The sequence below is a fragment of the Hymenobacter lucidus genome (genome assembly GCF_020447265.1).
Taxonomy (GTDB): domain Bacteria; phylum Bacteroidota; class Bacteroidia; order Cytophagales; family Hymenobacteraceae; genus Hymenobacter; species Hymenobacter lucidus.
In genome coordinates this window covers 22,868-45,570 of sequence record NZ_JAJADR010000013.1, presented here as the reverse complement: position 1 = coordinate 45,570, position 22,703 = coordinate 22,868, and the positions used below count along the sequence as shown (strand labels likewise).

The following is a 22,703-nucleotide window of genomic DNA, read 5'->3' as shown; positions in this document are numbered from 1 at the left end:
TTAAGACCTATCCTTTCTCGGCTGCCCGATGGGCTAACCTCTGAACTTGCTTATGGGTAAAGCGACAGCCACGGCGGGTACGAAAGCCTAGGCTATCCAGTTCCTGCGCAATCTGATTATACCCCTGCCCCTGCGCCCGCCGGGCCAGGATCAAGGCCGTGGCCTGGCGGTTGGCCTCGTGGGTGCGCGCAAGGTCTGCTGGCGAACCACCAGACCTTGCGCCTGGGCCGCTTTCGTCAGGTTAGCTGGGCTACCCAATTGCTTGCCTTGGGCCTTGAGCACCTGCAGTGCTCAGCGGGTCCGCTCATTGATCATGTCGCGTTCCTGCTCCGTGAGGGCTGCCCTACCTTCTATGAAGGCTAAACAGTAGTGCCATCAGCAGAATAGTACCACGCAGGCGACGCGACCAAGTTGCGGGATGACGGGTGCTATGTGAAGCATCCTTCACTGGATAGTAGCCAAATGTGTCCGCCGCAGGCCTATCGATTATGGCGACAGAGTATAACCGCTAAACCGTGCATTATGGCCAGCGTAGCACTAGTCTAAAGAGAAAAAGGCGAGGTTTACACGGTTGCCAAAATAATTAGCTATTTCCACTAAAAAAGATGGCAATACTGAGATGGAAGAAGCTACATTTGCTTAGCATACAACCAAGGTGTCACAACCCAACCTCTCCTGTTTTCATCTGCCCTCCTGTCCATACTTAAATCAGCTTCATGCACCTAAATGTTAACAGCGCAGGCATAGTAGCCACCTTACTAAAAAACACGCCAAAACCAATCTTTCTACTCGGGGCTGGCGCTTCTGTCACTTCAGGCATTCCTTTAGCTGGCGACATCGTTAGCAAGGCTTCAAAGTGGGCATATGCGAGGCAAAATGGGAAAGATCCGGATGACCCACGAATCACTCGTAGCGATTGGTTGCCGTGGCTGCGCGATACACAGGCTTGGTTTAAAGAGGATGTATCCATGGGCGAGCTGTTTCCTTATGCAGTTGAAAACCTATTGCAACCTCAAACAGCTAGGAAACAATTCTGGGTTAAGATTCTGAATCCTGACATGCGGGTAAGTATAGGTTACCTCAGGTTGGCAGAACTTATGCACCTGAGTCGGATAAATACTGTCCTTACGACAAACTTTGATGAGTGCATTGGGAAAGCAAGAAATGAAATCAATCAGCCGGCAATGATTGACTATGTGCGGACTGCTCCCGAATATGTGAAAATATCTGCTACACCTCCTTTTCCTGTCTCCGTGTTCCTCCACGGAGACGTCAATAACTACTCTGACCGAAATGTAATAGAGGAAATTGAGCGCATGGATGACGATTTAGTGCAGACGCTCGTTCCGCTACTGAAAGATCATCCTCTCGTGGTAGTTGGATACCGCGGAGGAGAAGCCTCTATCATGGAGCATTTGCTGATAAGCAATGCTCAACGTGCGAATAACTACAAAAATGGAATATACTGGTGTATTCGTAAAGGGGAAAAGCCAGAAGATGCTACCGATTACGTTAAGACGCTAAGTAGTATAATTGGCACCAACTTTCAGTTTATAGAAATTGAATCTTTTGACCACTTATTGGACAAGGTTATTTGGCAGCATTTAGGAGAGAAAAAAATAAAGGTAAATTTCGACCGATCTTTACCAGTAATCAATCGCCCTGAACCCACTGTAACCAGTTTTGACCTAAAAAGTGCCATCGCGTACCAAGCAGACACTTTCGATACTGCGCTTCTTCGGTTGCGAATTGTTAAGTATTGTGAGCGGTTAAAGATATCTATTCCTGATATTATTGATGCAGACTGGCTCACTAATCAGATGGTTCATCTCAACTTGGTTCGGATAGATCAAGAGGGAAATCTACTGGCTACTTACGCTGGGTTGCTGTTATTCGCGAAAAAGCCCCAAGAGGTCGTTCCCAAAGCACAGATCATTATAAAATTTGTAGGACCAACCAAATGGTTGCGCAAATTGCTGAAGGATGATTCGATAGAGGATGAGTTTATTGAAAGAACAATTAGCGGGAATCTGTGGATTCAACTCAAAGAGATTGATGAAGCCTTAGCACTGGTCAATAGACCATTTAGGCTCAAGAACGAAGAGTCAACGGATGTAACACCCTACGATCCAATCGCACTCAAGGAAGTGATTGTCAATTCGCTCGTACATCGTGATTATGAGGTACAAGAGGCAAATGTTATTGAGATTAAGCCTGGCGTGATTCGCATCTTTAACCCTGGTGGCTTAATGGAGGAAGTACGCCCATTCTTCGAGGATGAGGTAATGATAGATGAAATCAGGCGTGGTCGGAGGGGCGTAAAAGGCTACCGCAATCCCGTACTAGCTGATTTGTTTTATGGAGCAGGAGCTATGGACAAACGGGGCTCGGGCCTTTATGACGTGGTCCAACGAGTTAGACAGAATGCAGGGCACGTTGACTTTGAAGCCAATTTGGCTAATACCGACTTCACTGTCATTCTGCAGTGCCGCCCCGAAGCTGTCGATGACATTACACAGACTGCCGTACCATTAAGAGTCATCACCACCAAATACACGTCAAACATTCTGGAAATACAGCACCTGCCAGAATACATTTCTTATGCGGAGTCTTTGCATTCCTCTAGAAAGGAAATGTATGAGACATACCCCACACTCTATTTTCCCCCGTTCGAGCTCTTTGAAAAGCAAGTGTTCACACTTACTGATTTGCGAATAAAGTATAACACGCTTCGCAACCTAGTAAACATTTCAACAATCTCTACTTTAGCTTTAGATGAATACCTGGGCAGTAATGAGGGAGAAAAACGGTTTGTAAGATTGCTCAACGATAGCCTGAAGAGCCATTTCTTCCGCTGCGGATTAGTTGTAGACGTTATTAAAAAGCGGGCCTATTTTCCAAAAAGCGATGATGGAGCACGTGTAATTGCCTACAAGGCCCGTTTCAAAAAGACGAAGCGGACAGTTGCTCGTCCACGTTACGCGGCCAACAAGGAAACCATTCGCTATTGGGAGCACAAGGCATTCTATTATTCTGTTCGCCGCATAGGCGAACAGTGGTGTCTATTCATAGAGCCTACGTACGTTTTCACGCTTAATGGATACAAAGACCTGCTGGACTCCACGAAGGTTGGTAGGCTAGCAACAAAGAAAATGTCGCACGACTATAATCAAAGTGTGCTCAATGACCTTGTGTTCTGGCTGCGCACATTGTCTGTCGAGCCACACCAGAGCTTCGTGCTACATTCCTCCACGACTGATGGATTAGGCGATAATATTTTGATTGCGGCTGATTATGTCAGTGCTTCCCGGAACGATGTAACGCTCATAGAGGGCGAGTTCGATGAGTTAGATGATGAGGACGATGATGTCGACATTGACCCAGAGGTGGGACGACTAGCGGACCAGCAACGAGAAGGATTTACTGAAGAGGCTAAAAAGTGGGATAGCAATCAAGAATAAGGCAATGGACATCAAATTAATTGAAATTCAACCCACTGAGCTTGAGTTTGGGGGTATTGGCTCTTTCACTGACCCCAAAGTGGGGTTAAAACAAGCAGGACCATTTGATGTGCGCTTCGGCGCAGCACAGTTGAAGGAGGTGCGAGTTGGCCTGGTTGGGCCGCGTGAAATGAACTTAAAGGCTGCCTTTTGGCTCGAACGGTGTCAAGGACTCATTCCCACGACTATGAAGAACACCCAACAGTATCCTGATTACCCAGGATTTGGGATGGTTTTTCAGGCCACTCTTAACACCAGTACTGTCTGGACACACGAAGTAGCAGCTGATGAGCTGGCTGATGCACTGGCTATTAAAGATGACAGCTTGCGTTTTGATACAGTTCTTGGTTTATACAACAAGGGCTTAGAAAAGCTAACGACGCTGGAATCGACACGTCCTAACGTCATATTTTGTTGCCTTCCAGAAAATTTGGTGGATGCTTGTCACCACGTGGAGCGCAAATTAACGAAAGACGAAAAATCAGAATTGAAAAAAATGGCTTCTGCCAATAAGCCGGGCTTTCAATTCTCTCTTTTTGATGAACAAATAGAAGATACCGAAGAAGACTTACTGTACAGGGATTTCCGAAGGGCCCTAAAAGCAAAAGCAATATTAGTTAATACACCAATCCAAATCGGAAGAGATAAGATATTTCTAGATTTATCAGATAACCAAGATGCGGCCGCCCGGGCTTGGAATAGCTCTGTGGCGCTTTATTATAAAGCAGGAGGAATACCTTGGCGATTACGTGCTCATGACATCGAGACATGTTTTGTGGGTATCACTTTTCACCATCTGCGCACGAACATCAAGCAGGTTGTAAAGTCATGCATTGCACAAGGCTTTTCTTCAGACGGAGAGGGTTTCGCGCTACGCGGTAGTGATGTGGAATATAATCCGCGTGCGAGTAAGACGGTACACCTATCAAGTCAGCAGGCTTTCGAACTAGGAGTCAAAATTATTGAAGAGTATGCTTACCGAACAGGCCTACCTCCTCAGCGGATAGTGCTCCACAAAACTTCCTTTTTCGACGAGCAAGAAGAAGAAGGATTTCGAAATGCGTTCAGTAGTATTCCGATTGTGGAGCTTATCAATTTGCAACCTACTGCGTTTTGCTTAGTTAAGCATAGTAACTATCCTGTGGACCGCGGCACCTTGTGCGTTGTTAACGATACGAGTTATTACTTATTCAACACTGGATTTATTCGGGAGTTAGGCACTTATCCTGGGGCCCATATTCCGAGACCAATCGAGATAAGAAGCAATGAACCTCTTGATATTGAAAAGGCCGCTGAAGATATTTTAGCGCTAGCTCGTATGAATTGGAATACCTCCAGCTTCACTGGAGGCGCCCCAGTAACATTATCTTTTTCAAGGCAAGTAGGTGGGATTATGGCGGAGTTAAACGTAAAGAATATTAAGAAGCTACCCACTTCCTTCAGGTTCTATATTTAGTAATGGAACCCATTCACGATTATGCGCGGAGTCAATAGATATTTCAAAATAAACTCACTTGCGGAGTAACTATATGGGGTAAATAATAAATATTAGTACTTCTAAATCAGTTTCATAAACCCAATTCCTTAGCGGCATTGTGCTGCTGCACATTGTCGAGGCGAGTGTAGCGGCGAATCATTGCACTGGTCTTGTGCTTGGTCTGATTCATGATTTTGCTGTCGTCGGCCCCGTTGAGCTTGGCCACCGTCACAAAGGAGGCGCGCAGAGAGTGCGCTGTATAGCCAGGCCCCAAGTATCGCTGAACCAAGGTATTGATGGTCTGGTCCGAGAGGCGATTGTTAGTGAGCCGGTTGCCCTTGCGCAACATCACGAACACCGGCCCTTCGCTGCGTTCCAGTTGACCCAGCCAGGCTTTCAAGGAGCGAATAGGACACACAGCTGATTCAGGAGAGTAAAAAATGGCCTTTTCCTCGTAGTCGCCCAGTTGGTTGGTTTTACTCTTGCCCAGCGATACCACCAGGCATTCTTCGGTAAAGCGCAAGTCCTGCACATTGAGGGCCGTCAGCTCGGAGCGGCGGAACGCCCCCGTGAACCCGAGCAGCAGAATGGCCCGGTCCCGCAGCCCAGTCACCGTTTCCACATCTAGACTGCGCACCAGCTGTTTGAGCTGTATCAGCGAAAATGCCGGCGCCTGCTTTTGCCGCACGCCGTGCACACGGCGCACGCCATCCATGAAAATCTTGAATTGTCTGTCGTCTGTGGGCGAGTCAACGCCACGCACCGCGTGCGCTTTGCTGATGGCCGCGCAATGCTGCTCCAGGGTGCCGACCTTTTTGCCGGCTTCGGCCAAGTGAGTACAAAACCCGACCAGCGCATCGACCGTCGCCGGCAGCGGTTCATAGCCTTGCTCAATGCACCAAGCGCTGAAGCGCTTCAAGTGGGCGCCGTATGCCCGGGCCGTATTGGGCGCACCGGTCAGTCCTGCCTCAACGTAGCGAGCAGCCGCCCCGGTGTGGTGTGACAGCCCGTGCCCGACAGGATTTACCGTAAGCGCGTTGACTTTTTCCATGCAGCCTATATATAAGGTGTCGTTGCCCGATTTTGAGTTGGGTCGGCAAGGTAGTGGATAGGTAGTGATAAAACTTACTAATCGATACCTATTGCCTCAAGAAAAAGGCCGCTGTCTAAAGCGGCCTTTCAAGTTAGGTATCTAAGGCTTGGTATATCTTATCTAACGTCTCCTATGCCGACCGGCCCGCTTTACCTAAAATAGCCTTGAGTTTTCGTAGGTCGGCTTTGGTGCGCGGACCAATGCTTTTGCCGTGACAGTTTTTGTAGCGGTCTGGCCCTTGACAAAGGCAACGCTTCTTGGGTGTACCCCCCATGTAAATAAATTCTTGCAAAGCGTTTTTCAACGCCTGGTAATAGTGGTGAAGTTCTAGGGCAGCGTCGGGCAGGGACATATACATGTCGACTTCCCGCGTTCCGTAGGCATGTATCTTCGAGAGCGTTTCGTTGACTCGGATGAAATCGTCCACCACGGGGTTGCCGGTGATGTTGATTCGCACATTGTCCGTGGCTTGGCCGGTGTACTCAAACCCTTCGTTGTCCGGAGCGAACAGCGTGTATTCGGCCTGCACTTCTGTTGGGGTGATGTCTACGAACTTTTCCTGCTCATCTTCCCAGACCGCATGCCTTTCTGCTTCGCATAGGATAGTTGTTTTGTGGATGGCCCATCCATAATGAATTCGCCCGCCATCCCGCTTCACCTTTTCCATAACATTGGGAAAGCAGTTTAGAGGCTTGGCGTAAGGCTCCGGCCGGATGGGTACCATTTCGGGTTCATATTCAACTTTCAACTTATCAAGTAGCTTGGTGACGAAAACATCGTCCTTGGCGGGTGGCGTAATGGCGTGCAGCATGAGAGCCAGTCAGAGGGAACAACAGGTGGAATTAGGTCACCAAAATACACGGTCAGATCCTGACTCGCTTCTTAAACCACTTTGATTAGTACATTTACCAACCGCCTCTCTGTTTATTCTACTGGCTTTCTCTCTATGGCAAAACTTTACTTTCTGCAGCTTCTACTCCTTATTATATGTATCCCCTCCCTGGCCCAGCGGCCCAAGCCCGCCGCGGTTTCGCTGCCGCCCGCCGATACGGTCTACTTCGACCGGGACTGGGAACGCACTGAAACGCTGGAAGAGGTGGCCTACGCCCGTATTGCCCGGCACGATGCCGCCGGCAAAACCATTGGCACGGTGCGTGACTACTTCTACCCGTCCTGGAAAAAGCAGTGGGAAGGCAAGCTGGCCAGCGAAGCCCCCGACAAGCCCATGGGACTGTGTTGCGGCTGGCATGAAAACGGCCAGGTTAGTTTTAAGGGCACGTACGTCAACGGCGTGCAGCAATCCGACTTTCGCAGCTGGCGAGACGACGGCCGGGAAATCAAGTGCAAGTCTCTCATGCAGGAAGCGTTGCCGCTGAGCACCGCCTCAATTCACTGCAGTAACTGCATGCACAGTAGCCGCAAAGTCTTCACCGTGGACATTCCCGAAGGCACAATGGGCATCGTCTACAAGCTGGATGTGCGCGACGAAGGCCAGCCCCCGGTGTCGTGGTCTACGGCCCTGGCTCTGGCCGGCGTCGTTGGTACGGGCGGCATGTCCGCACCCGCCCTGCTGACTACAGCTGCTACGGCCCTCACGAAACAAGGTAACAATGCGCCGCCCACCGTGAGCACCAAATGCCACTGGTACATTACCCCCGACGAAACCGCGGCGCAGCAGTTTCTAGACACGAAAGGCTACATCAAAGACGTGAAGAACTGCCTGCGCGTAGCGTCCAACACCCCCCAAGAAACTCGTCCCATTACTCTACAAGCTGGCATCCGGCGCTTGTACGTGTGCGTAAACAACGATAACTACACCACGGACGCCACGGCAACACTGAGCGTAACAGCGCTGGTGCAGACCTGCAGGTAGGGCACCGCCTCTCCTTTTTCTAGTCAGGAAGGCCTCATGGCTTCTGTGGCAGACTCAGGCAGCAGTGCGGAATAGGCCCGTGCACTCCTTGTGCAGCGAACGACGTATTTATGGAGTGCACGACCATCTCATCGAGGATGAGGGCTAATTTCCGCCAACTGGTTTCTGCCTCTTCTTCCGAGGAAGTGGGGTAATGCTGGGCAGCTCGTTGCAGTAAACACTCAAGGTCGGGAATAGACATGGTGAAGGAGTGGGCCTGCCTCCTAGGTGAATACAGGCAGAACAGTAGTCGGTACAAGGGGGCGGTTTACGTCGTATGTACTACTTGCATCTTTACTCGTAGCTGCCCGGATGGGCGGTTGCTTGATGGGAAATGATGCAAGCACGGACCTGTTTTATGTAAAAAGCAGCCTGTTCCTAGTAGTGGAACGTCAGCCCGGTGCCCCACTTGTAATCACTGTCGTAGTTGGTGCTCAGCGACACGTACTTGCTAACCATGTAGCGGAAGGTAACGTTGTACTCGCGGTCGGTGTTCACCAGCAGGTCGGCGAAGAAGTTATTGCTCAGGGGCAAGTCGGTGCGCTCCAGCTGCAGGCGCACCTTGCCATTGCTGTCCAGGCGCAGCTCCGAGCGCACGAGCAGGGGCAGCAGGTAGTACAAGCCCACGTCGAAGACCCGCCGGTTGTTTTTGGTGTTCCGCTCCCCTTCAGCCAGCAGCGTGCGGTTGTTGCGGTAGTCGAAGCCCACGAAGGCGGCGAGAAACTGCCGGTTGTCGAGGTAGCGCAGCAGGTGGGTTTCGGTTTCGAAGTTGCCCTGGTAGTTCACCCGGCCCTCGAATTCCAGCGCGTGGCGGTTGTTGGAGAGGGTGGTTTCCAGAAAAGCGCCCTGCGAGTGCGCCATCAGGTCGGCCCAGAGGTAGGGCCGGTTATCTTCCTTTTTGAGCTCCTTATAGTCAGTGCGGGCGTACTCGTTCTGCGGGGTGCCCTCGTAGCTCACGATGCGGGCCATGCCGGCCATCATGTGGTAGAGGATGTGGCAGTGGAAAAACCAGTCCTGCTCCTCGTTGGCTTCGAACTCGATGGTGACCTTGCCCATGGACTGAATGTCGAAGGTGTGCTTCATGGGCGAGTAGGCACCCTGGGCGTTGACGAGCCGGAAGAAGTGCCCGTGCAGGTGCAGTGGGTGGCGCATCATGGTGGTGTTGGTGAAGGTCATGCGCACGTTCTCGCCCTTGCGGATGGGAATCTTGTCGGCCTCGGACAGGGTCTTGTTGTCAAACGACCACACGTAGCGCAGCATGTTGCCCGTGAGGGTGAGGTTGATTTCCCGCCACTGCTTGGTCGAGTCGAGTGTGGTGGGGTTCAGGGCCCGCAGTTGGTTGTAATTGAAGTCGCCGGCGGCACCTCCCATGCCGCTCATCCCGGCCATTTCTCCCATGTCCTGCATGCTGCCCATGCTTTTACCCGCTTTTTCCTGGGCATTCTCCGGCCGGTTCTGCGGCGAAGGGGCGGTGGTAGCAGGCGCCGAGCCATGCTGCATGTCCATGCCTTTCATCTCCCCACCGCCCTGCTGCTTGGTCATGCCGGCGCCGCCCATGTCCATGGCGCTCATGCCCTCCATGCTGTTCATTTCGCGCATCATCTGGAAGTAGTTGATGCGGGGCAGGTCGGGGGCTTTCATCGGCTCGCCCTGCCCGATGTAGGTGGAGGTGTAGCCCGTGATGTCGTTGGCCGTGGCCCGGAACTCGGCCGCGCCCATCGCGGGCACCGTCACCAGCAGGTCGTAGGTTTCGGCCGTGGCAATTTCGAGCTTGTTGACCGGGAAGGGCTTCACGTTGATGCCGTCGGCAGCGATGACCTGCATGGGTCCGCCGGCGTACTGCAGGAAAAAGTACGAGGAAGCGCTGCCGTTGATGACGCGCAGGCGCACCACCTCCCCGGGCTTTGCGTCCTTGAAATAGCCCTTTTCCTGCCCGTTAGTCAGAAACTTGTTGTAGTAGATGTCGGTCAGGTCCATGGCCGGCATGCGGCCCCACTCCTGTTTGAGCTTGTCTTTGAAGTAGCCGGCGGCCAGGGCCTCGCCGTAGCTCTGGGTGGCCCCTTTCTGCACGGCGAACCACTCACCGGTGCGCTTGAGGTAGCGCAACACTTCCTTGGACTTGTGGTCGGTCCAGTCGGAGAGCACCAGCACGTACTCCTTCATCTCGTAGGGAATACGCTTGGGGTGAATGACGATGGAGCCGTACACGCCGTCCTGCTCCTGCAGCATGGTGTGGGAGTGGTACCAGTAGGTGCCGCTCTGAATCAGCGGGAACGTAAACGTGTGGGTGCCGCCGGGCTCGACCGGGGCCGTGTTCAGGTAGGGCACGCCGTCCTGCTCGTTGGGCAGCAGGATGCCGTGCCAGTGGATAGAGGTTTCCATGTGCATCTGGTTGTGCACCCGAATCACGGCCGTGTCGCCCTCGTTGAACGTGAGCGTGGGGGCGGGAATCTGGCCGTTGATGCCGATGGCCCGGCGGGTGCGGCCGGTAAAGTTGACCAGGCGCTCGTCGACGTATAAGTCGTACTCCACCCGCTTGCCCACGTAGCTGGTGCGGGGCATCACGACCTTGCCTTGCAGTTCGGCGGCCGGGGGCGTGGACTGGGTCATGTGGGGCTCGGTGCCCTTGGCCATGCGCATGCCCGGCATGCTCTGGGCCCAGGCGGGCAGGGTGGCCAGCAGCGCAGCCAGCAGAAAGAGTACTCGCATCGTCACTTAGTTATTGCTTTTGGGTTGGGTGCGCGCCGGGTTGTTGTCCTCGAAGCGGTACTTGTCCATCGGGCTGGGCATGGCCATGCCCGGCATAGTACCGGCGCCCTTCATGTCCATGCCTTTCCCCTCCTTGCTTTTCATGTCCATCCCCTTCATATCGCCCATGCCGGGCATGGATTCGCCCTTTTTCATGCCCGGCATTCCCGACATGTCGTTCGTTTGTTGGCGAATTGCGCCGGGTTTTTGACCGCCGGCGGGCTGCATGCCGGGCATGTTCTCCATGCCCGGCATCGTGCCCATATCGCCCATGGCAGGCTGGTTCCGAGGCGTCTTTTTCGGGCGGGCGGTGCCCATATCCATGCCCGGCATGTTGCCCATATCTATTTGAGCGGGCTGCGCTTTGCGTCCGGGAGCTTGGGCAGAGGGTCGCGGCATGCTCATGCTGGGCATGTTCATCCCCGGCATATCCGCCATGGTCCCCGGCCGTGCGGCCCGACCGGTGCGTGCCGGCGGCGATTGGCCGCCGCCGGGTTGGTTGGGCATGCTCATGCCTTCCATCTGCTCCATGAGTTGGCTGCGCTGGCCTGGCTGGGCGGTCTTGGGGTCCATGTTCATGCCCTCCATTCCGGATTGGGCGTTATCCGGCGTCGAGCCCGCGGGTTGGCGAGTGCCGTCGGTTGCGCCAGGCTCCTCATTGTGGGCGTCCGCCTCTGGAGTCGACATGTCCATGCCGGGCATCTCTTCCCCGCCGCCATGGCCGTGGCTTTTGTCGAGCAGGTTACCCTTGGGGCCCACGCCCTCCACATACACCAACTGCGCACCCCGGTGCCCGGCCACTGAAAGCGCGCCGGCCGCCGCTACCGCCGCCACCAGCACCAGCACCTCATAGGCCCGGCGCTGTACCTTAAAGTAAAACCCGATGCTGGCCAGTAGCAACGTGATGCCCGAGAGCCAGGTGGTGTAGCTGGCAAACTGTTCGTGGGCCGCGAATACCGCCGCTGCCCGGGGTGACAAGCCCAGGGGCTTAGCATGAAACACCGTGCTGGCCGCCACTGCCCCGGCAAAGCCCCCGGCCATTACCGCCAGGGCAATCCAGCGCACCTGGGGCCAGTCCTTGAATACCAGCAGGGCCTGCAACGCCGCGGCCAGTATAATAAGGACTATAGGAAGGTGCACCACTAAAGGGTGCAGATTGGGGAAATCTGAAAACATAGAGCCGAATTAGATAAGGCCGGGACACAGAAAAACCCCGGCTTACCGCAAGCAGCAGCGCCGGTGCATTTCCCGATGGATGCGGGAGAGGCCGCGCTTACCGCCGGCCCGGGCCAGCTGGTCGTTGCTGTTCTCTGTGGTGTACCATACGTAGTCGGACCAGGACAATGTTTACACGTAATGAGCCACCCAGTTGCATAATTTCAAGCGCCACGGTAGCCAAGTAGGCGCCCCATTCCTGGCTGCAGGTCGCTCAAGGGGTGCCAAAACGAAAAACGCCCGGCCACAGGGCCAGGCGTTTTATAAAAGCTTCGGGTAGCTTACTTAGCGGCGCAGCAGCTAGGGGCTCCCGCCGTACAGGCCGGAGTGCCGGCCTGGGCGCAGTTTTGCACCAGTGGGCAATCGGGGGTGCCCTTCAGGGGGCAGTCAACCGCGGTAGGTGTAGGGCTGGTGAAGCCAAACAAGGCACCGCCGGAAAGCAGCGCTGCGGCGCCGAACATCATCATCTTACGTTTCATCGGTTCAAGTGATTAAGATGGGCCCGCCGGTACGGCCGCGGGGTAGTTCAAGAAGCCACGGTCCGTACGTCGTGGGTAACACTCACACTAGAAATTAGGCCTTGGTAGCCTTAAAGCCGGCATCTTCCACCAGGGCTAACACCTGCTCTTCGGTCACGTCGCCGGTCACGGTCAGCACCTTGTTGGGGTTGGCCGTGTCGACTTGCCAGGTAGCGATGGCCCTCTCGCCGTTGAGGGTGGGCGTCACAGCTTTGATGCAGCCGCCGCAGTTGATGTTGGTGTTGAATTGGAGCGTTTTCATGGGAGTAAATGCGTGGCGCCCGTGGTGGGCGGGTTTGGGATTAAAACACCCAAAAGTAACTGCACGTGCCCGGGAAGGGGTACAGAATTACGCTTCGGGCTTGCATGATTTGTAGCTGCTATTCCACCAAGTGTCCCCGCTACAACGGCGCAGGCCGGGCTTTAATGGTGGCTCATGCCCCCGCTTATCAGGTGTTTGCCTACAACAAAGAGCAGCAGCAGCACTAGCCCGGCGACAAGCAAATAGCGGCCCCAGGGCGTCGGCAGAGCAGTTGCGTGGCCGGCGGCCACAGCTTGGGCGTGGGCCTGCTGTTGCAGCCGCCACTTACCAATGCGCCCCCAGGGTTTGTACACCGAAATAGCCGTCGCCGCCAGCAGCACTACCAGTGCCGCGGCTGCATCGGCCAGCAGCTGCAGGCGCAGCCCGCGCAGGTCGGTTGCCGACAGGTCGGCTTGGGCGGCTACTTTGGCTAGGTAGGTGACGGGCTGCATGTGTAGCAGCAACAGTAGCGTGGCGCCCACCGTGAGCACCAGCTTTACCAGCACCCAGTAGTGCTTGAACAAACCCCAGGGCGTGCCCAGCGCCTGCACTACGCCGGTGACCAGCGCAGCCAGGCTGGAGGGCACAATAACAAACCAGCCGCTCATCCCCATAGCCAGGTAGGCCGTGCGCACCAGTAAGGCGTCGGAACTGGTCAGGCCGGTGATGGCCAGGGCCAGGAACACAGCCACCGCGCCGAGCCAGCCCACCGAAAACGTGATGTGGGCGGTGAGCATGAATTTGCGCAGTGCGGGAGTCAGAGTCATCAGCAGGGCAGTTGGGGCGGGTAAACGACCCAGCAAAAGTAGGAGGGCCGTCTAGGCCAGGCGTACAGAATTAGGTCGCGAACCAGCATAATTTCCTCGCCATAGCCCACGAAAAAGCCAGCCCGTACGCGACGGGCTGGCTTCACACGGTATCTAGAATAATTAGGCGGCGATGCCCTGACGGCAAGCCTGCTCGCAGCGGCGGCAAGCTTCGGCGCACTCGCGGCAGTGCTCCGAGTGGGCACCGTGCTTTTCGCACTCGTCGGCGCAGGCCTTGCAGATTTCAGCGCACTCGCGCAGCAGGTGGGCGGCATGCTCGGAACCGCGGGCGGTGAAGCGGGCGGTGAGGGCACAGATGTCGGCGCAGTCGCGGTCCAACAGCACGCAGCGGGCCATCATCTTCACGTTGTCTTCCTGCAGGCAGGCCGTAGCACAATGCTCGCAGGCGGCGATACAGGCATTGAGGGCGTCGAGCAGGCTTTGGTTTTGGGTATGCATGAGAAAGGGGTGTGGGTGAACGAACAAGGCAACCCAACCGGGTCGCTGCCTAAGTATACCTCCTCTGTAGCACACGGTTTTACATATTACTCCCCATCCCTTGCATGATTTGGTGCTTCCTCCCCCACCACCGGAGCCATTTCGGCCCGCAGCAGCCGGCGATACGCGGAAGGCGAACAGCGGGCCAAGCGCCGGAACTGGCCGGAGAAGTGCGCCAGGCTGGCGTAGCCCAGGCGCCGGGCAATAAGGCCCACGCTCAAGGAAGAAGCAAGCAGCAACTCCTGGGCATAAGCTAGGCGCTGACTCAGGATGTAGGCCGCTAGGGTCTTGTCGCCCACCAGGCGGGCAAAGGCCGCGCTGAGCTGCCCGTAGGTTAAGCCCAGCTCCCGGGCCACCGCCGCCCCGAAAGCCCGGTGCCGCAGGCTTTCACCGGGCTCGCGCAGCAGGCGGTTCACGGCCACGCTGACCCGTTCCACCAGGGTCTGGTGAAAGGTTTCGAGCAGCGCAAACCGGGCCGCTTCCAGCGTGGCCCGTAGGCGGGGCCAGTCCAACTCCTCGGCCGTGCCCGCCACCGTGGCCGCGCCCAGGCGCACGTCGAGCACCTGCAAGCCCAGCCCTTCCAACTCCTGCCGCACCACCCGAATACCGCGCGCGCACACCATGTGCTTGATGTAGAGCACGGTGGTGGGCGAAGCAGCATCGGGGCGATTAGGCATCAAGTAGGGAGGTTAAGGCAGGTAAATGCCGCGCGGCCAGCATTCGGTGTAGTCCAGCACCATGTGCAGCAGAAAGCCCACGGCCCAGATGCGCGTGCAGGCGGGCAGCAAGAGCAGCACGTAGCCGCCGATGGCCCAGTAGGTGTGAAAGGTGTGGAAGTTGATGCTGCAGCGGTCCGGGTCGTAGAAGGGCGTGGCCCAGAGGTGGTCCAGGTCGAGCAGCAGGGCACTGGCCAGCACCGCCCATACCCGCCGCCAGTGGGGGCGGTGAAAGGCCAGGGCGTAGAGCCCCGGCACCGTGATGTGCAAAAAGGCATGCAGCATCGCTTAGTGGGTGGGCAGCACCGGATTCAAATCCGAGGGCGGCGTGAGCGGCTGCGCGTCGAGCTCCTGCGGATGCTCGTCCAAACCCGTTTCCTGGTGGGAAGCGAAGTACTGGGCCAGGGCCTTTTCGCCTACCAGCCAGAACACGACCGGCGTCACGATGATGTCAAGGAAGGTGGAGCTGAGCAGGCCGCCGAGGATGACGGTGGCCACCGGATAGAGGATTTCCTTGCCCGGCGCGTCTTTGGCCAGCGTGAGCGGCACCAGGGCCAGGGCCGCCACCAGGGCCGTCATCAGCACCGGCACCAGGCGTTCCAGCGAGCCGCGAATGATCATCGGGATGCCGAACTTCTCGCCTTCGTGCTCGACGAGGTGGATGTAGTGCGAAATCATCATGATGCCGTTGCGCGAGGCAATGCCCGTGAGGGTGATAAAGCCCACGAGCGAAGCAATACTGAACGTGCCGCCGGTGAGCAGCACCGCCACCACCGAGCCAATGAGCGCCAGCGGGATGTTGAGCATAATCTGGCCCACCATGTAGCTGGATTTGAAGTGCGAGAACAGCACCAGGAAGATGCCGGCCAGCGAAAACAAGCTCAGCCAGAGAATCTTCTGCGAGGCGGACTGTTGGCTCTCGAACTGCCCGCCGTAGGTCAGGTAGTAGCCGGGCGGCAGCTTGACCTGCGAATTCACCTTGGCTTGAATCTCCTTCACGGTGGAGCCCAGGTCGCGCTCGGCTACGTTCAGAGAGATGGTGATGCGGCGCTGGGTGTTTTCGTGGTTGACGGTGTTGGGGCCGGGCTCGTAGACGATGTCGGCTACCTGGCTCACCGGAATCATGGCGCCGCTGGGCGTTTCGATGCGGGTCTGGCCGATGGCAGCAATGTCGTTGCGCTGCTGCTCGGGCAGTTTCACCACCAGGTCGAAGCGTTTCTGGCCGTCGAGCATCTGGGAGACCACGGCGCCTTGAAACAGGGTTTCCAGGTCGCGCACCACTTCGCCCCGGGCCATGCCGTAGGCGCGCAGGGCGTCGTCCTTGGGCCGGATGAGCAGCTGCGGAATCTGCACCTGCTTTTCTACTTGTAAGTCGACCACGCCGGGCACGGTGCTGGCGGCCGTGCGCACCTCGTTGGCATAGCGGCGCAACTCTAATAAGTCATTGCCAAACACCTTGATGGCCACCTGCGCGCGTACGCCGCTCAGTAAGTGGTCGAGCCGGTGGGAAATGGGCTGGCCAATGTTCACGTTCACGCCCGTAATCAGGCTGAGCTTCTCCCGCATGTCGGCCAGGATTTCGTCCCGGCTGCGCATGGTTTTACCCTCCTTTTCCAGCTCTTCATCGGTCTTGAAGGCCACCTCGATTTCCGAGTTGTTCACCGATTCGGCGTGCTCGTCGAGCTCGGCGCGGCCCGTGCGCCGGGCGGTGTAGGCCACTTCCGGAATTTTGAGCATCTGCTGCTCGCCTAAGCTGCCCAGGCGGTTCGACTCGGTGAGCGAGGTGCCAGCGGGCGCCGAGAAGTTGACCGTGAGCGAGCCTTCGTTGAAGGGCGGCAGAAACTCGGTACCGAAGAAAGGAATCAGCGCCATAGCCGCCACGAACATCACCCCGGTCACCCCAAGTACGGCTTTGGGGTGCAGTAACCCCCAGTTCAGCAGGCGGGTGTCTTTTTTCTTGAGCCAACGCACCAGCCCGCCGTCGGTTTCGGGGTGGTCCATCTGCTTCATCTTGGGCAGCAGGTAGTAGCACAGCACCGGCGTGACGGTGAGCGAGACGAACAGCGAGGCCACAATGCTGGTGATGTAGGCAATGCCCAGCGGCGCGAAAATGCGGCCCTCCATGCCCTCCAGCGCAAACAGCGGCAAAAACACCAGCACCACGATAATGGTAGCGTATACAATGGAGTTGCGCACCTCCGAGCTAGCGGCATAGATGACTTTCAAGACGGGCTGCGGGTTAGCCTTTTGCTTGTTTTCGCGGAGGCGCCGGTACACGTTTTCCACGTCCACGATGGCGTCGTCGACCAGCTCGCCGATGGCAATGGCCAGCCCGCCGAGGGTCATGGTGTTGATGCTGATGCCCGCCGCGCGGAACACCAGGGCCGTGACCAGCAAGGACAGCGGAATGGCCACCAGGGAGATAAACGTGGTGCGCACGTTCAGCAGGAAAGCAAACAGCACGATGACCACCAGAATGGCGCCGTCGCGCAGGGCTTCTTCCACGTTGGAAATCGAGGATTCGATGAATTCCGACTGTTTGAATAGTCGCGTGTTCACCTGTACGTCCTTTGGCAGGGAGGGCTTCAGCTCCACCAGCGCCTTTTCTACGGCTTCGGTGAGGCCCACCGTTGCGGCGCCCGGCTGCTTTTCGATGCTCAGAATCACCGCGGGCTTTCCATTCACGCTGCCGTCACCGCGCTTGAAGCGGGCGCCGAACTCCACCTTGGCAATGTCGGCTACGCGGATGGGCGACTGCTCGCGGTAGCCCACGATGATGTTCTCGATGTCACCGACCGAGCGCAGCCGGCCCAGGTTGCGAATCAGGACTTCCGAGCCGTTGCGGTCGAAGAAGTTGCCGGTGGTGTTCAGGTTGGACTGGCGCAAAGCTTCTTCCACCTGATTAACTGTAAGGCCCGTGGCGTTGAGGCGCGGCATGTCCAGCAGCACCTGGTACTGCAGGTTGTCGCCGCCAATGGGAATGACCTGGGCCACGCCCGGAATGCTGAGCAAACGCTGGCGCACCGTGTAGTTGGCTAGCGTGCGTAAATCGGCGGCGTTGGTTTCCTTGCCGCCCGACAGCCCCACCAGCATAATCTGGCCCATGACCGAGGAAATAGGGCCCAGCACCGGCGTAATGCCCTGCGGCAGCTGTTCGCCGGTGGTCTGCAGCTTCTCGCTCACAATCTGGCGGGCGGTGAAGATGTCGGTGTCGTAGTCAAATTCCACGAACACCATGCCCAGGCCAATGGCCGAGTTGGAGCGCACGGCCGACACGCCGGTGGCCCCGTTAAGGGCCGTTTCCACGGGCAGCGTCACCAGGGCCTCCACTTCTTCGGGGGCCATGCCCGGAGCTTCCAGGAACACCGTTACGCGGGGCCGGTCCAGGTCGGGCAGCACGTCCACGGGCAGCTGATTTGCGGTGTAGCTACCGGCAATAAGGAGGCCCACGGCAAAGGCCAGCATCAGCAGGCGGTTTTGCAGGGCAAAACGAATTATCTTGTCTAGCATCGGTGGTTAGCGCAAAGAGGAAGAAGCGAGAGCGGCCGGGTGGGGCCCCTCTCCTTCCGGAATGGGCAGCGAACCGGGCAGTCGCCCAAGCCCGCTGGAAAGCTTATTTTTTGACGCGGGGGGTGCGGGCCGAGGTGTGGGTGCTCATGATTTGCCACTGCCCGGCGGCGTTTTTGCGCAGCACCGACGTGGCCACCCCGCGGCGGACGATGGGCGCCTTGGCCTCTTTCTCCTTGGGGTCCTTCTTGAGGTTGATGGTGTAGGTGTAGGTTTCCGTCGCAAAAGCGTAGGGTCCGTCCACCTGCACGGCGGCTTTGTAGTCGCTGAAGGTGAAAGCACTGAACTCCTTGAGCTCGGGGGCTAAGTGGTGCTCGGCGTAGTGGCGGTAGGTGCCCTCCACCCCACCCGACTCGAACACCTGGGAGTTGGCCGTGAACAGGCGGGCGGTGCCCGTGGTATCGAGCTTTTGCACGGCCTGCTGGTACTTGGTCAGCACTGCTTTCACGGCGGCCTCGTCGGCGGAGCTGGCGGCCGGCGCCGTCTGGGCTTGCGCCGTGGCAGCAGTGAGGGAAAGCGTGACGGTCAGCACCGCGAGGGCAAAGAGGTTTTTCATGGGGAGGGAGAAAGCAGGCACCGCGCAGCGGGGCTTATTGATTGAGGTAAATGGATTTGAGCTGGTAGGTGCCGGTGGTCACCACCCGGTCGTTTTCGTTGACCTGGCCCTGCACGAGCACCGTTTGCTGGCCGTTCACGGCCCCGGGCTGCACGAAACGAATCTTGAAGCGCTCGGGCTCGGTGTGCACGAACACCACGGGCTTGCCATTCAAATCAGTAATGGCCGAAGTGGGCACCACCAGTTGCGGGGTACCGCCGCCGGTCTGGCCCACTACCTGCACGTTCACGGCCTGGCCGGCGCGGTAGGCGCTGCCTTCGGTGGCATCCAGTTCCAGCACCAGCTGGCGGGCCTGGTTGACGGGATTTACCACGTTGCTGAACACCACCAGACTGGCAGGTACCCCGGCCTGGCCCTGCAACCCCTCGACCCGAAACCGGGCCCCGGGCGTCACCTTGGCCAAATCCTGGGCGAACACCTGGGCTTCCACGCGCAGCTTGCCGGGGTTGATGACGCGAAACAGCTCGTCGCCCTGATTGACCTGCTGGCCCACGGCCAGGTTGAACACGTCCACAGTGCCGCTCACGGGCGAGGTGATGGAAACGCGGCGCTGCCCGGCCTGGCCATTCTGAATGGCCGCGTTCTGGCGCGCTTGGCGCAGGCGCAGCTCGGCGGCCACCACGTCCTTGCGGGCGGCGATGTCGGCGATGCTCTGCAGGCGGGCGTAGTCCTGCTGGGCAGCCCGCAGCTCGGCCTGGGCGTTGGCCCGCTCGGTGCTGAGGCCAATCTGCTGGGTGGCATCCAGGGTTTGCTCGATGACGGCCAGCGTCTGCCCGGCGCGTACGGTCTTGCCCACCTGGGCGGCGAGGCTCACGATGCGTCCCGTCTGGGGCACCACTACGCGGCCTTCGCCACCCGCTGCCGCGGATACGGTGCCGTAGAGTGTGGCCCGGCTGTAAGTAGTCGAGAAGGCCGCGAGATCGGTGCGGACCTCGAACAGGAACTGGCTTTCCTTGGGCAGCAGCACCTCGTCGGTGGAAGCCACACCGGTGCTGGCCTTGGCCTCGCCGCCGTGGTCTTCGCCGCCGTGCGCCTGCACCAGGCCCGGGGGCGGGAGCAGTACCGTTAGGACCAGTCCCGCGGCGGCCGTGGCCGCCAGGAATTTATGCTTGGTTTTCATATCGGGGTAGCATTAAGGAAAGGGGGTGCGGCGGCTGGCGGTCAGCGCTTGCTCCGAGGTTTGCAGCACAGGCTTAGAAGGCTGGCGACGGCGGCGCATGAGCAGGGCCGTGAGGCCGATGCCGAGCACAAAGGCGCCGATCAGTGCCAGGATGGTTTTCCAGGACGAGAAAAGCGAGGTCGCCGCTACGGGGGCAGTTGCCGCCACGGGCAGCTTCTCCCCTACCTTGATGCCTTCGAGCAGCAGCAGGTCGGCCGTCTCGCCGGCCACGATGTTGAGGGCAAAGCTGTAGGCCTTGTTAGCCGGAAACTGGCCTTCCACAAGGTACACGCCCGGCTCCTGCTCGGTCACGGCCCACTTCAGGTTGGCATCTTCCGGGGTAGTAAGCGTGAGCTTAGCGCCCTTGATGGGAGCATTGGTGGCGTAGTCGGAAAGGAACAGGCGCAAGTCGGCGGGCTTCCCCCCTTCCAGGGGCTCGTAGCGCAGCAGCACTTCGAACTGTTCCGAGAGCGCGGCCACTGAAAAGGAGGTAGCGCCGGCGGCAGTGCCCGCTTTAGGGCCGTCGCCGTGGTCCTCGCCTCCGTGGGCATAGGCGGTGCCGCACAGCAGCAGGCCCAGCAGCAAAATCAGGAGTTGTTTCATGATGGTTGACGGTTATTCGCCCCGCAGGTAGTTAAGCTCGACCAAAGCCTGGCGGTAGTCGCGGATGGTGGTCAGGTAGGTGTTCTGGATGGCAAAGGCCTGGTTCAAGCTTAGGATGAGCTGCAGGTAGCTCACTTCCCCGGCCCGGAACAGGCGCTGGGACTGGCTGATGATGGCCCGTGACTGGGGCAGGCCGGTTTGCTCGTAGTAGCCCAGCGAGGCCGAGAACTTGCGCGTGTCGGCCAAGGATTGTTGGTATTGCGAACTGAGCTCCAGGCGCTGCGCCTGCAGCTGGTAGCCGGCCGCCTCGCTGCGGGCCGTGGCCGCCTGCAGCTGGGAGCGGTAGGTCCAGAACCAGATGGGCACCGACACGCCGAACTGAAAGCGATACTTAAGCGCCGAGTTTTCAAAGGCCTGGTTCTGGTAGCCCACCGTCAGCGCCGGGGTGCGCCGTGCCCGCACCAGGCTGATGCCCGACTGGCTCAAGGCCACGTTCTGGGCCGCGGCGGCTAGCGTGGGACTGCGCACCAGGGCGCTGCTGTCTTCGGCAGGCAGACCCGCGAGTAAAGCCGTGCCCGTCTGGGCCAGCTCCGGGCCGGTGCGGCCCAGGTCAGTGCTGGTGGCCAGCGGCTCGTTGGGCAGCCCGAGCAACAGGCCCAGGCGGCGTTGGGCGGCCTGCCGGTCGGCGGTGGCCTGCTGCAGCAGCACGGTCACCTGCCGGGCTTCGGCGTCGGTGCTGATGCGCTGCAGCGAGGTGACTTCGCCGGCCGTGAACAGGCGCTCGGTGGCCAGGCGCAGCACCCGGAACAGGCTGTCCTGGTAGGTGAGCTGCCGCACCTGCGCCTCAGCGAACTGCAGCGCCAGGTAGGCCAGGCGGGTGTCGCGCAGCACGCTGGCCCGGCTCACGTCGCGGTTGCGCTCAGCCAGCGTGATGCCGGCCTGGGACACGCGCCGCTGCTGGCGGTACACGTTGGGCAGGTCGATGGTTTGCACCACGCCCGGGGCCCACATTTCGCCTGTGGGCGCCGAGAACAGAAAGTCCGGGTTGGCGGGCGCAAACGAGCCCCGCTTGAGGGCGCGCTGCTCCTCGATTTCGCGGTCGGACTGGCGCAGCCGCGGGTGCCGGCGCAAGGTCTGGGCTTCGGCACTGTCCAGGCCGATAACGGTTTGCGCGTGCCCCACGGCCAGGCTCAGGCTGAGCAGCACTAGGGTCAGTAGCAGTCGGTTTGCCCCGCGTTTCATTTTCAAATACTTCATAGAATCAGGTTAAAGCCGGTCGAAGGGCCGCCCACCGTTGCAGCAGCAGACGGCCCAAGACGGAGAAAGCCCGGACGCCCTGCGTCCGAAAAACAGGCTCCGCCTACGCTTTTTTGACCAGGGCCATGCCGCACTTGGGGCAGCTGCCGGGTTTGTCGCTGGCACTGCCCTCGCACTTCATGGGGCACTCGTAGGCGGCCGACACGGACTTGCTGGCTTTCGCGGCCGTGTCCAGCTTGTCAAAGCGCACGTTCAGGGCCTCGCTGCCGTTTTTCAGGCTCACAATGGCGGTGCGGGCTTTGGCGCCGGCGGGCAGCTTAGCCACCACGTAGTCGGTGCCGCCGGCTGTCAGCGGCACGGTCGTCGTCTTGTTGTCGGTGGTCTGCACCATCACCGAACCGGTCAGGGTCTTGTTTGGCACGGCGGCCATCTTGTCGCCCAGCAGGTAGATGCGCAGCTCCGTGGGCTGCTGCACGAGCTCCATGTGGTAGGGTTTGGCCGAGCGCACCATGCCGCCGTGCGGCGAGGCATGGGCGTGGGTTTCGCCGGGGGCGATGTGCTTGTCCGCGGCACCCCCGCCGTGGGCGTGCTGAGCCTGCGAGGCCAGGGGAGCGAGGGCGAACAGGGCGGCGGCAACGAATGAAATCTTTACAATCTTCATAGGAAACGAGAATTTGAGGATGGTGAGGTTGGGTGAACAAGGGCAGGCCGCAAACG

The 22,703-nt window shown here is 58.3% G+C and carries 20 protein-coding genes; 3 read left to right on the top strand and 17 right to left on the bottom strand.

Annotation, left to right across the window (positions count from 1 at the left end; genetic code table 11):
- Positions 1 to 7: 7 nt before the first annotated feature.
- On the bottom strand, positions 8 to 154 hold the full coding sequence (locus LGH74_RS25255; RefSeq protein ID WP_226180368.1) for a recombinase family protein: 147 nt from the start codon (positions 152 to 154) through the stop codon (positions 8 to 10).
- A 562-nt stretch (positions 155 to 716) separates the two neighbouring features.
- Between LGH74_RS25255 and LGH74_RS23455 the strand changes: the two genes are divergently transcribed.
- Together LGH74_RS23455 and LGH74_RS23450 are read left to right on the top strand one after the other, a co-directional pair.
- Positions 717 to 3,461: an SIR2 family protein gene (locus LGH74_RS23455; protein ID WP_226180366.1), complete on the top strand. Its 2,745-nt coding sequence runs from the start codon at positions 717 to 719 to the stop codon at positions 3,459 to 3,461.
- A 4-nt stretch (positions 3,462 to 3,465) separates the two neighbouring features.
- Positions 3,466 to 4,956, top strand: a complete 1,491-nt coding sequence (locus tag LGH74_RS23450) for an argonaute/piwi family protein (RefSeq protein ID WP_226180365.1) — start codon at positions 3,466 to 3,468, stop codon at positions 4,954 to 4,956.
- 112 nt (positions 4,957 to 5,068) lie between these two features.
- On the opposite strand, the gene LGH74_RS23445 is transcribed toward LGH74_RS23450, so the two are convergent.
- Both LGH74_RS23445 and LGH74_RS23440 read right to left on the bottom strand, forming a co-directional pair.
- A complete protein-coding gene (locus LGH74_RS23445; protein WP_226180364.1) occupies positions 5,069 to 6,028 on the bottom strand; it encodes a site-specific integrase in 960 nt (319 codons plus the stop codon).
- Between the two features lie 172 nt (positions 6,029 to 6,200).
- Entirely contained in the window at positions 6,201 to 6,881 is a 681-nt protein-coding gene (locus tag LGH74_RS23440; protein ID WP_226180363.1) for a hypothetical protein, read from the bottom strand.
- 135 nt (positions 6,882 to 7,016) lie between these two features.
- On the opposite strand from LGH74_RS23440, the gene LGH74_RS23435 reads away from it, so the two are divergent.
- The gene (locus LGH74_RS23435; RefSeq protein WP_226180362.1) at positions 7,017 to 7,943 is read left to right on the top strand and encodes a toxin-antitoxin system YwqK family antitoxin; all 927 of its coding nucleotides are present in this window, start codon (positions 7,017 to 7,019) and stop codon (positions 7,941 to 7,943) included.
- Between the two features lie 417 nt (positions 7,944 to 8,360).
- Here the strand turns inward: LGH74_RS23435 and LGH74_RS23430 are convergent, their stop codons facing one another.
- From LGH74_RS23430 to LGH74_RS23370, 14 genes are all read right to left on the bottom strand, one after another.
- Entirely contained in the window at positions 8,361 to 10,691 is a 2,331-nt protein-coding gene (locus tag LGH74_RS23430) for a multicopper oxidase domain-containing protein (RefSeq protein WP_226180360.1), read from the bottom strand.
- 6 nt (positions 10,692 to 10,697) lie between these two features.
- Entirely contained in the window at positions 10,698 to 11,906 is a 1,209-nt protein-coding gene (locus tag LGH74_RS23425) for a DUF2231 domain-containing protein (protein WP_226180358.1), read from the bottom strand.
- A 42-nt stretch (positions 11,907 to 11,948) separates the two neighbouring features.
- Positions 11,949 to 12,074, bottom strand: a complete 126-nt coding sequence (locus tag LGH74_RS24980; RefSeq protein ID WP_262904760.1) for a hypothetical protein — start codon at positions 12,072 to 12,074, stop codon at positions 11,949 to 11,951.
- 444 nt (positions 12,075 to 12,518) lie between these two features.
- Positions 12,519 to 12,725 (bottom strand): heavy-metal-associated domain-containing protein, encoded by a 207-nt coding sequence (locus LGH74_RS23420; RefSeq protein ID WP_226180356.1) that lies wholly within the window; start codon positions 12,723 to 12,725, stop codon positions 12,519 to 12,521.
- 161 nt (positions 12,726 to 12,886) lie between these two features.
- Entirely contained in the window at positions 12,887 to 13,531 is a 645-nt protein-coding gene (locus tag LGH74_RS23415; RefSeq protein WP_226180354.1) for a hypothetical protein, read from the bottom strand.
- Positions 13,532 to 13,693: 162 nt separating this feature from the next.
- Positions 13,694 to 14,029 (bottom strand): four-helix bundle copper-binding protein, encoded by a 336-nt coding sequence (locus tag LGH74_RS23410; RefSeq protein ID WP_187317282.1) that lies wholly within the window; start codon positions 14,027 to 14,029, stop codon positions 13,694 to 13,696.
- An 86-nt stretch (positions 14,030 to 14,115) separates the two neighbouring features.
- A complete protein-coding gene (locus LGH74_RS23405; protein ID WP_226180352.1) occupies positions 14,116 to 14,745 on the bottom strand; it encodes a helix-turn-helix transcriptional regulator in 630 nt (209 codons plus the stop codon).
- 12 nt (positions 14,746 to 14,757) lie between these two features.
- On the bottom strand, positions 14,758 to 15,069 hold the full coding sequence (locus LGH74_RS23400) for a DUF6122 family protein (protein ID WP_226180350.1): 312 nt from the start codon (positions 15,067 to 15,069) through the stop codon (positions 14,758 to 14,760).
- Positions 15,070 to 15,072: 3 nt separating this feature from the next.
- Complete coding sequence (locus LGH74_RS23395) at positions 15,073 to 18,294, bottom strand: efflux RND transporter permease subunit (RefSeq protein WP_226180348.1); 3,222 nt, start codon at positions 18,292 to 18,294, stop codon at positions 15,073 to 15,075.
- Between the two features lie 103 nt (positions 18,295 to 18,397).
- On the bottom strand, positions 18,398 to 18,907 hold the full coding sequence (locus tag LGH74_RS23390) for a YybH family protein (RefSeq protein ID WP_226180346.1): 510 nt from the start codon (positions 18,905 to 18,907) through the stop codon (positions 18,398 to 18,400).
- Positions 18,908 to 18,941: 34 nt separating this feature from the next.
- Positions 18,942 to 20,087, bottom strand: a complete 1,146-nt coding sequence (locus LGH74_RS23385) for an efflux RND transporter periplasmic adaptor subunit (protein ID WP_226180344.1) — start codon at positions 20,085 to 20,087, stop codon at positions 18,942 to 18,944.
- 12 nt (positions 20,088 to 20,099) lie between these two features.
- Entirely contained in the window at positions 20,100 to 20,729 is a 630-nt protein-coding gene (locus LGH74_RS23380; RefSeq protein WP_226180342.1) for a hypothetical protein, read from the bottom strand.
- A 12-nt stretch (positions 20,730 to 20,741) separates the two neighbouring features.
- A complete protein-coding gene (locus tag LGH74_RS23375) occupies positions 20,742 to 21,986 on the bottom strand; it encodes a TolC family protein (RefSeq protein WP_226180340.1) in 1,245 nt (414 codons plus the stop codon).
- Between the two features lie 103 nt (positions 21,987 to 22,089).
- Positions 22,090 to 22,647 (bottom strand): heavy metal-binding domain-containing protein, encoded by a 558-nt coding sequence (locus LGH74_RS23370; RefSeq protein WP_226180338.1) that lies wholly within the window; start codon positions 22,645 to 22,647, stop codon positions 22,090 to 22,092.
- Between the last annotated feature and the right edge of the window lie 56 nt (positions 22,648 to 22,703).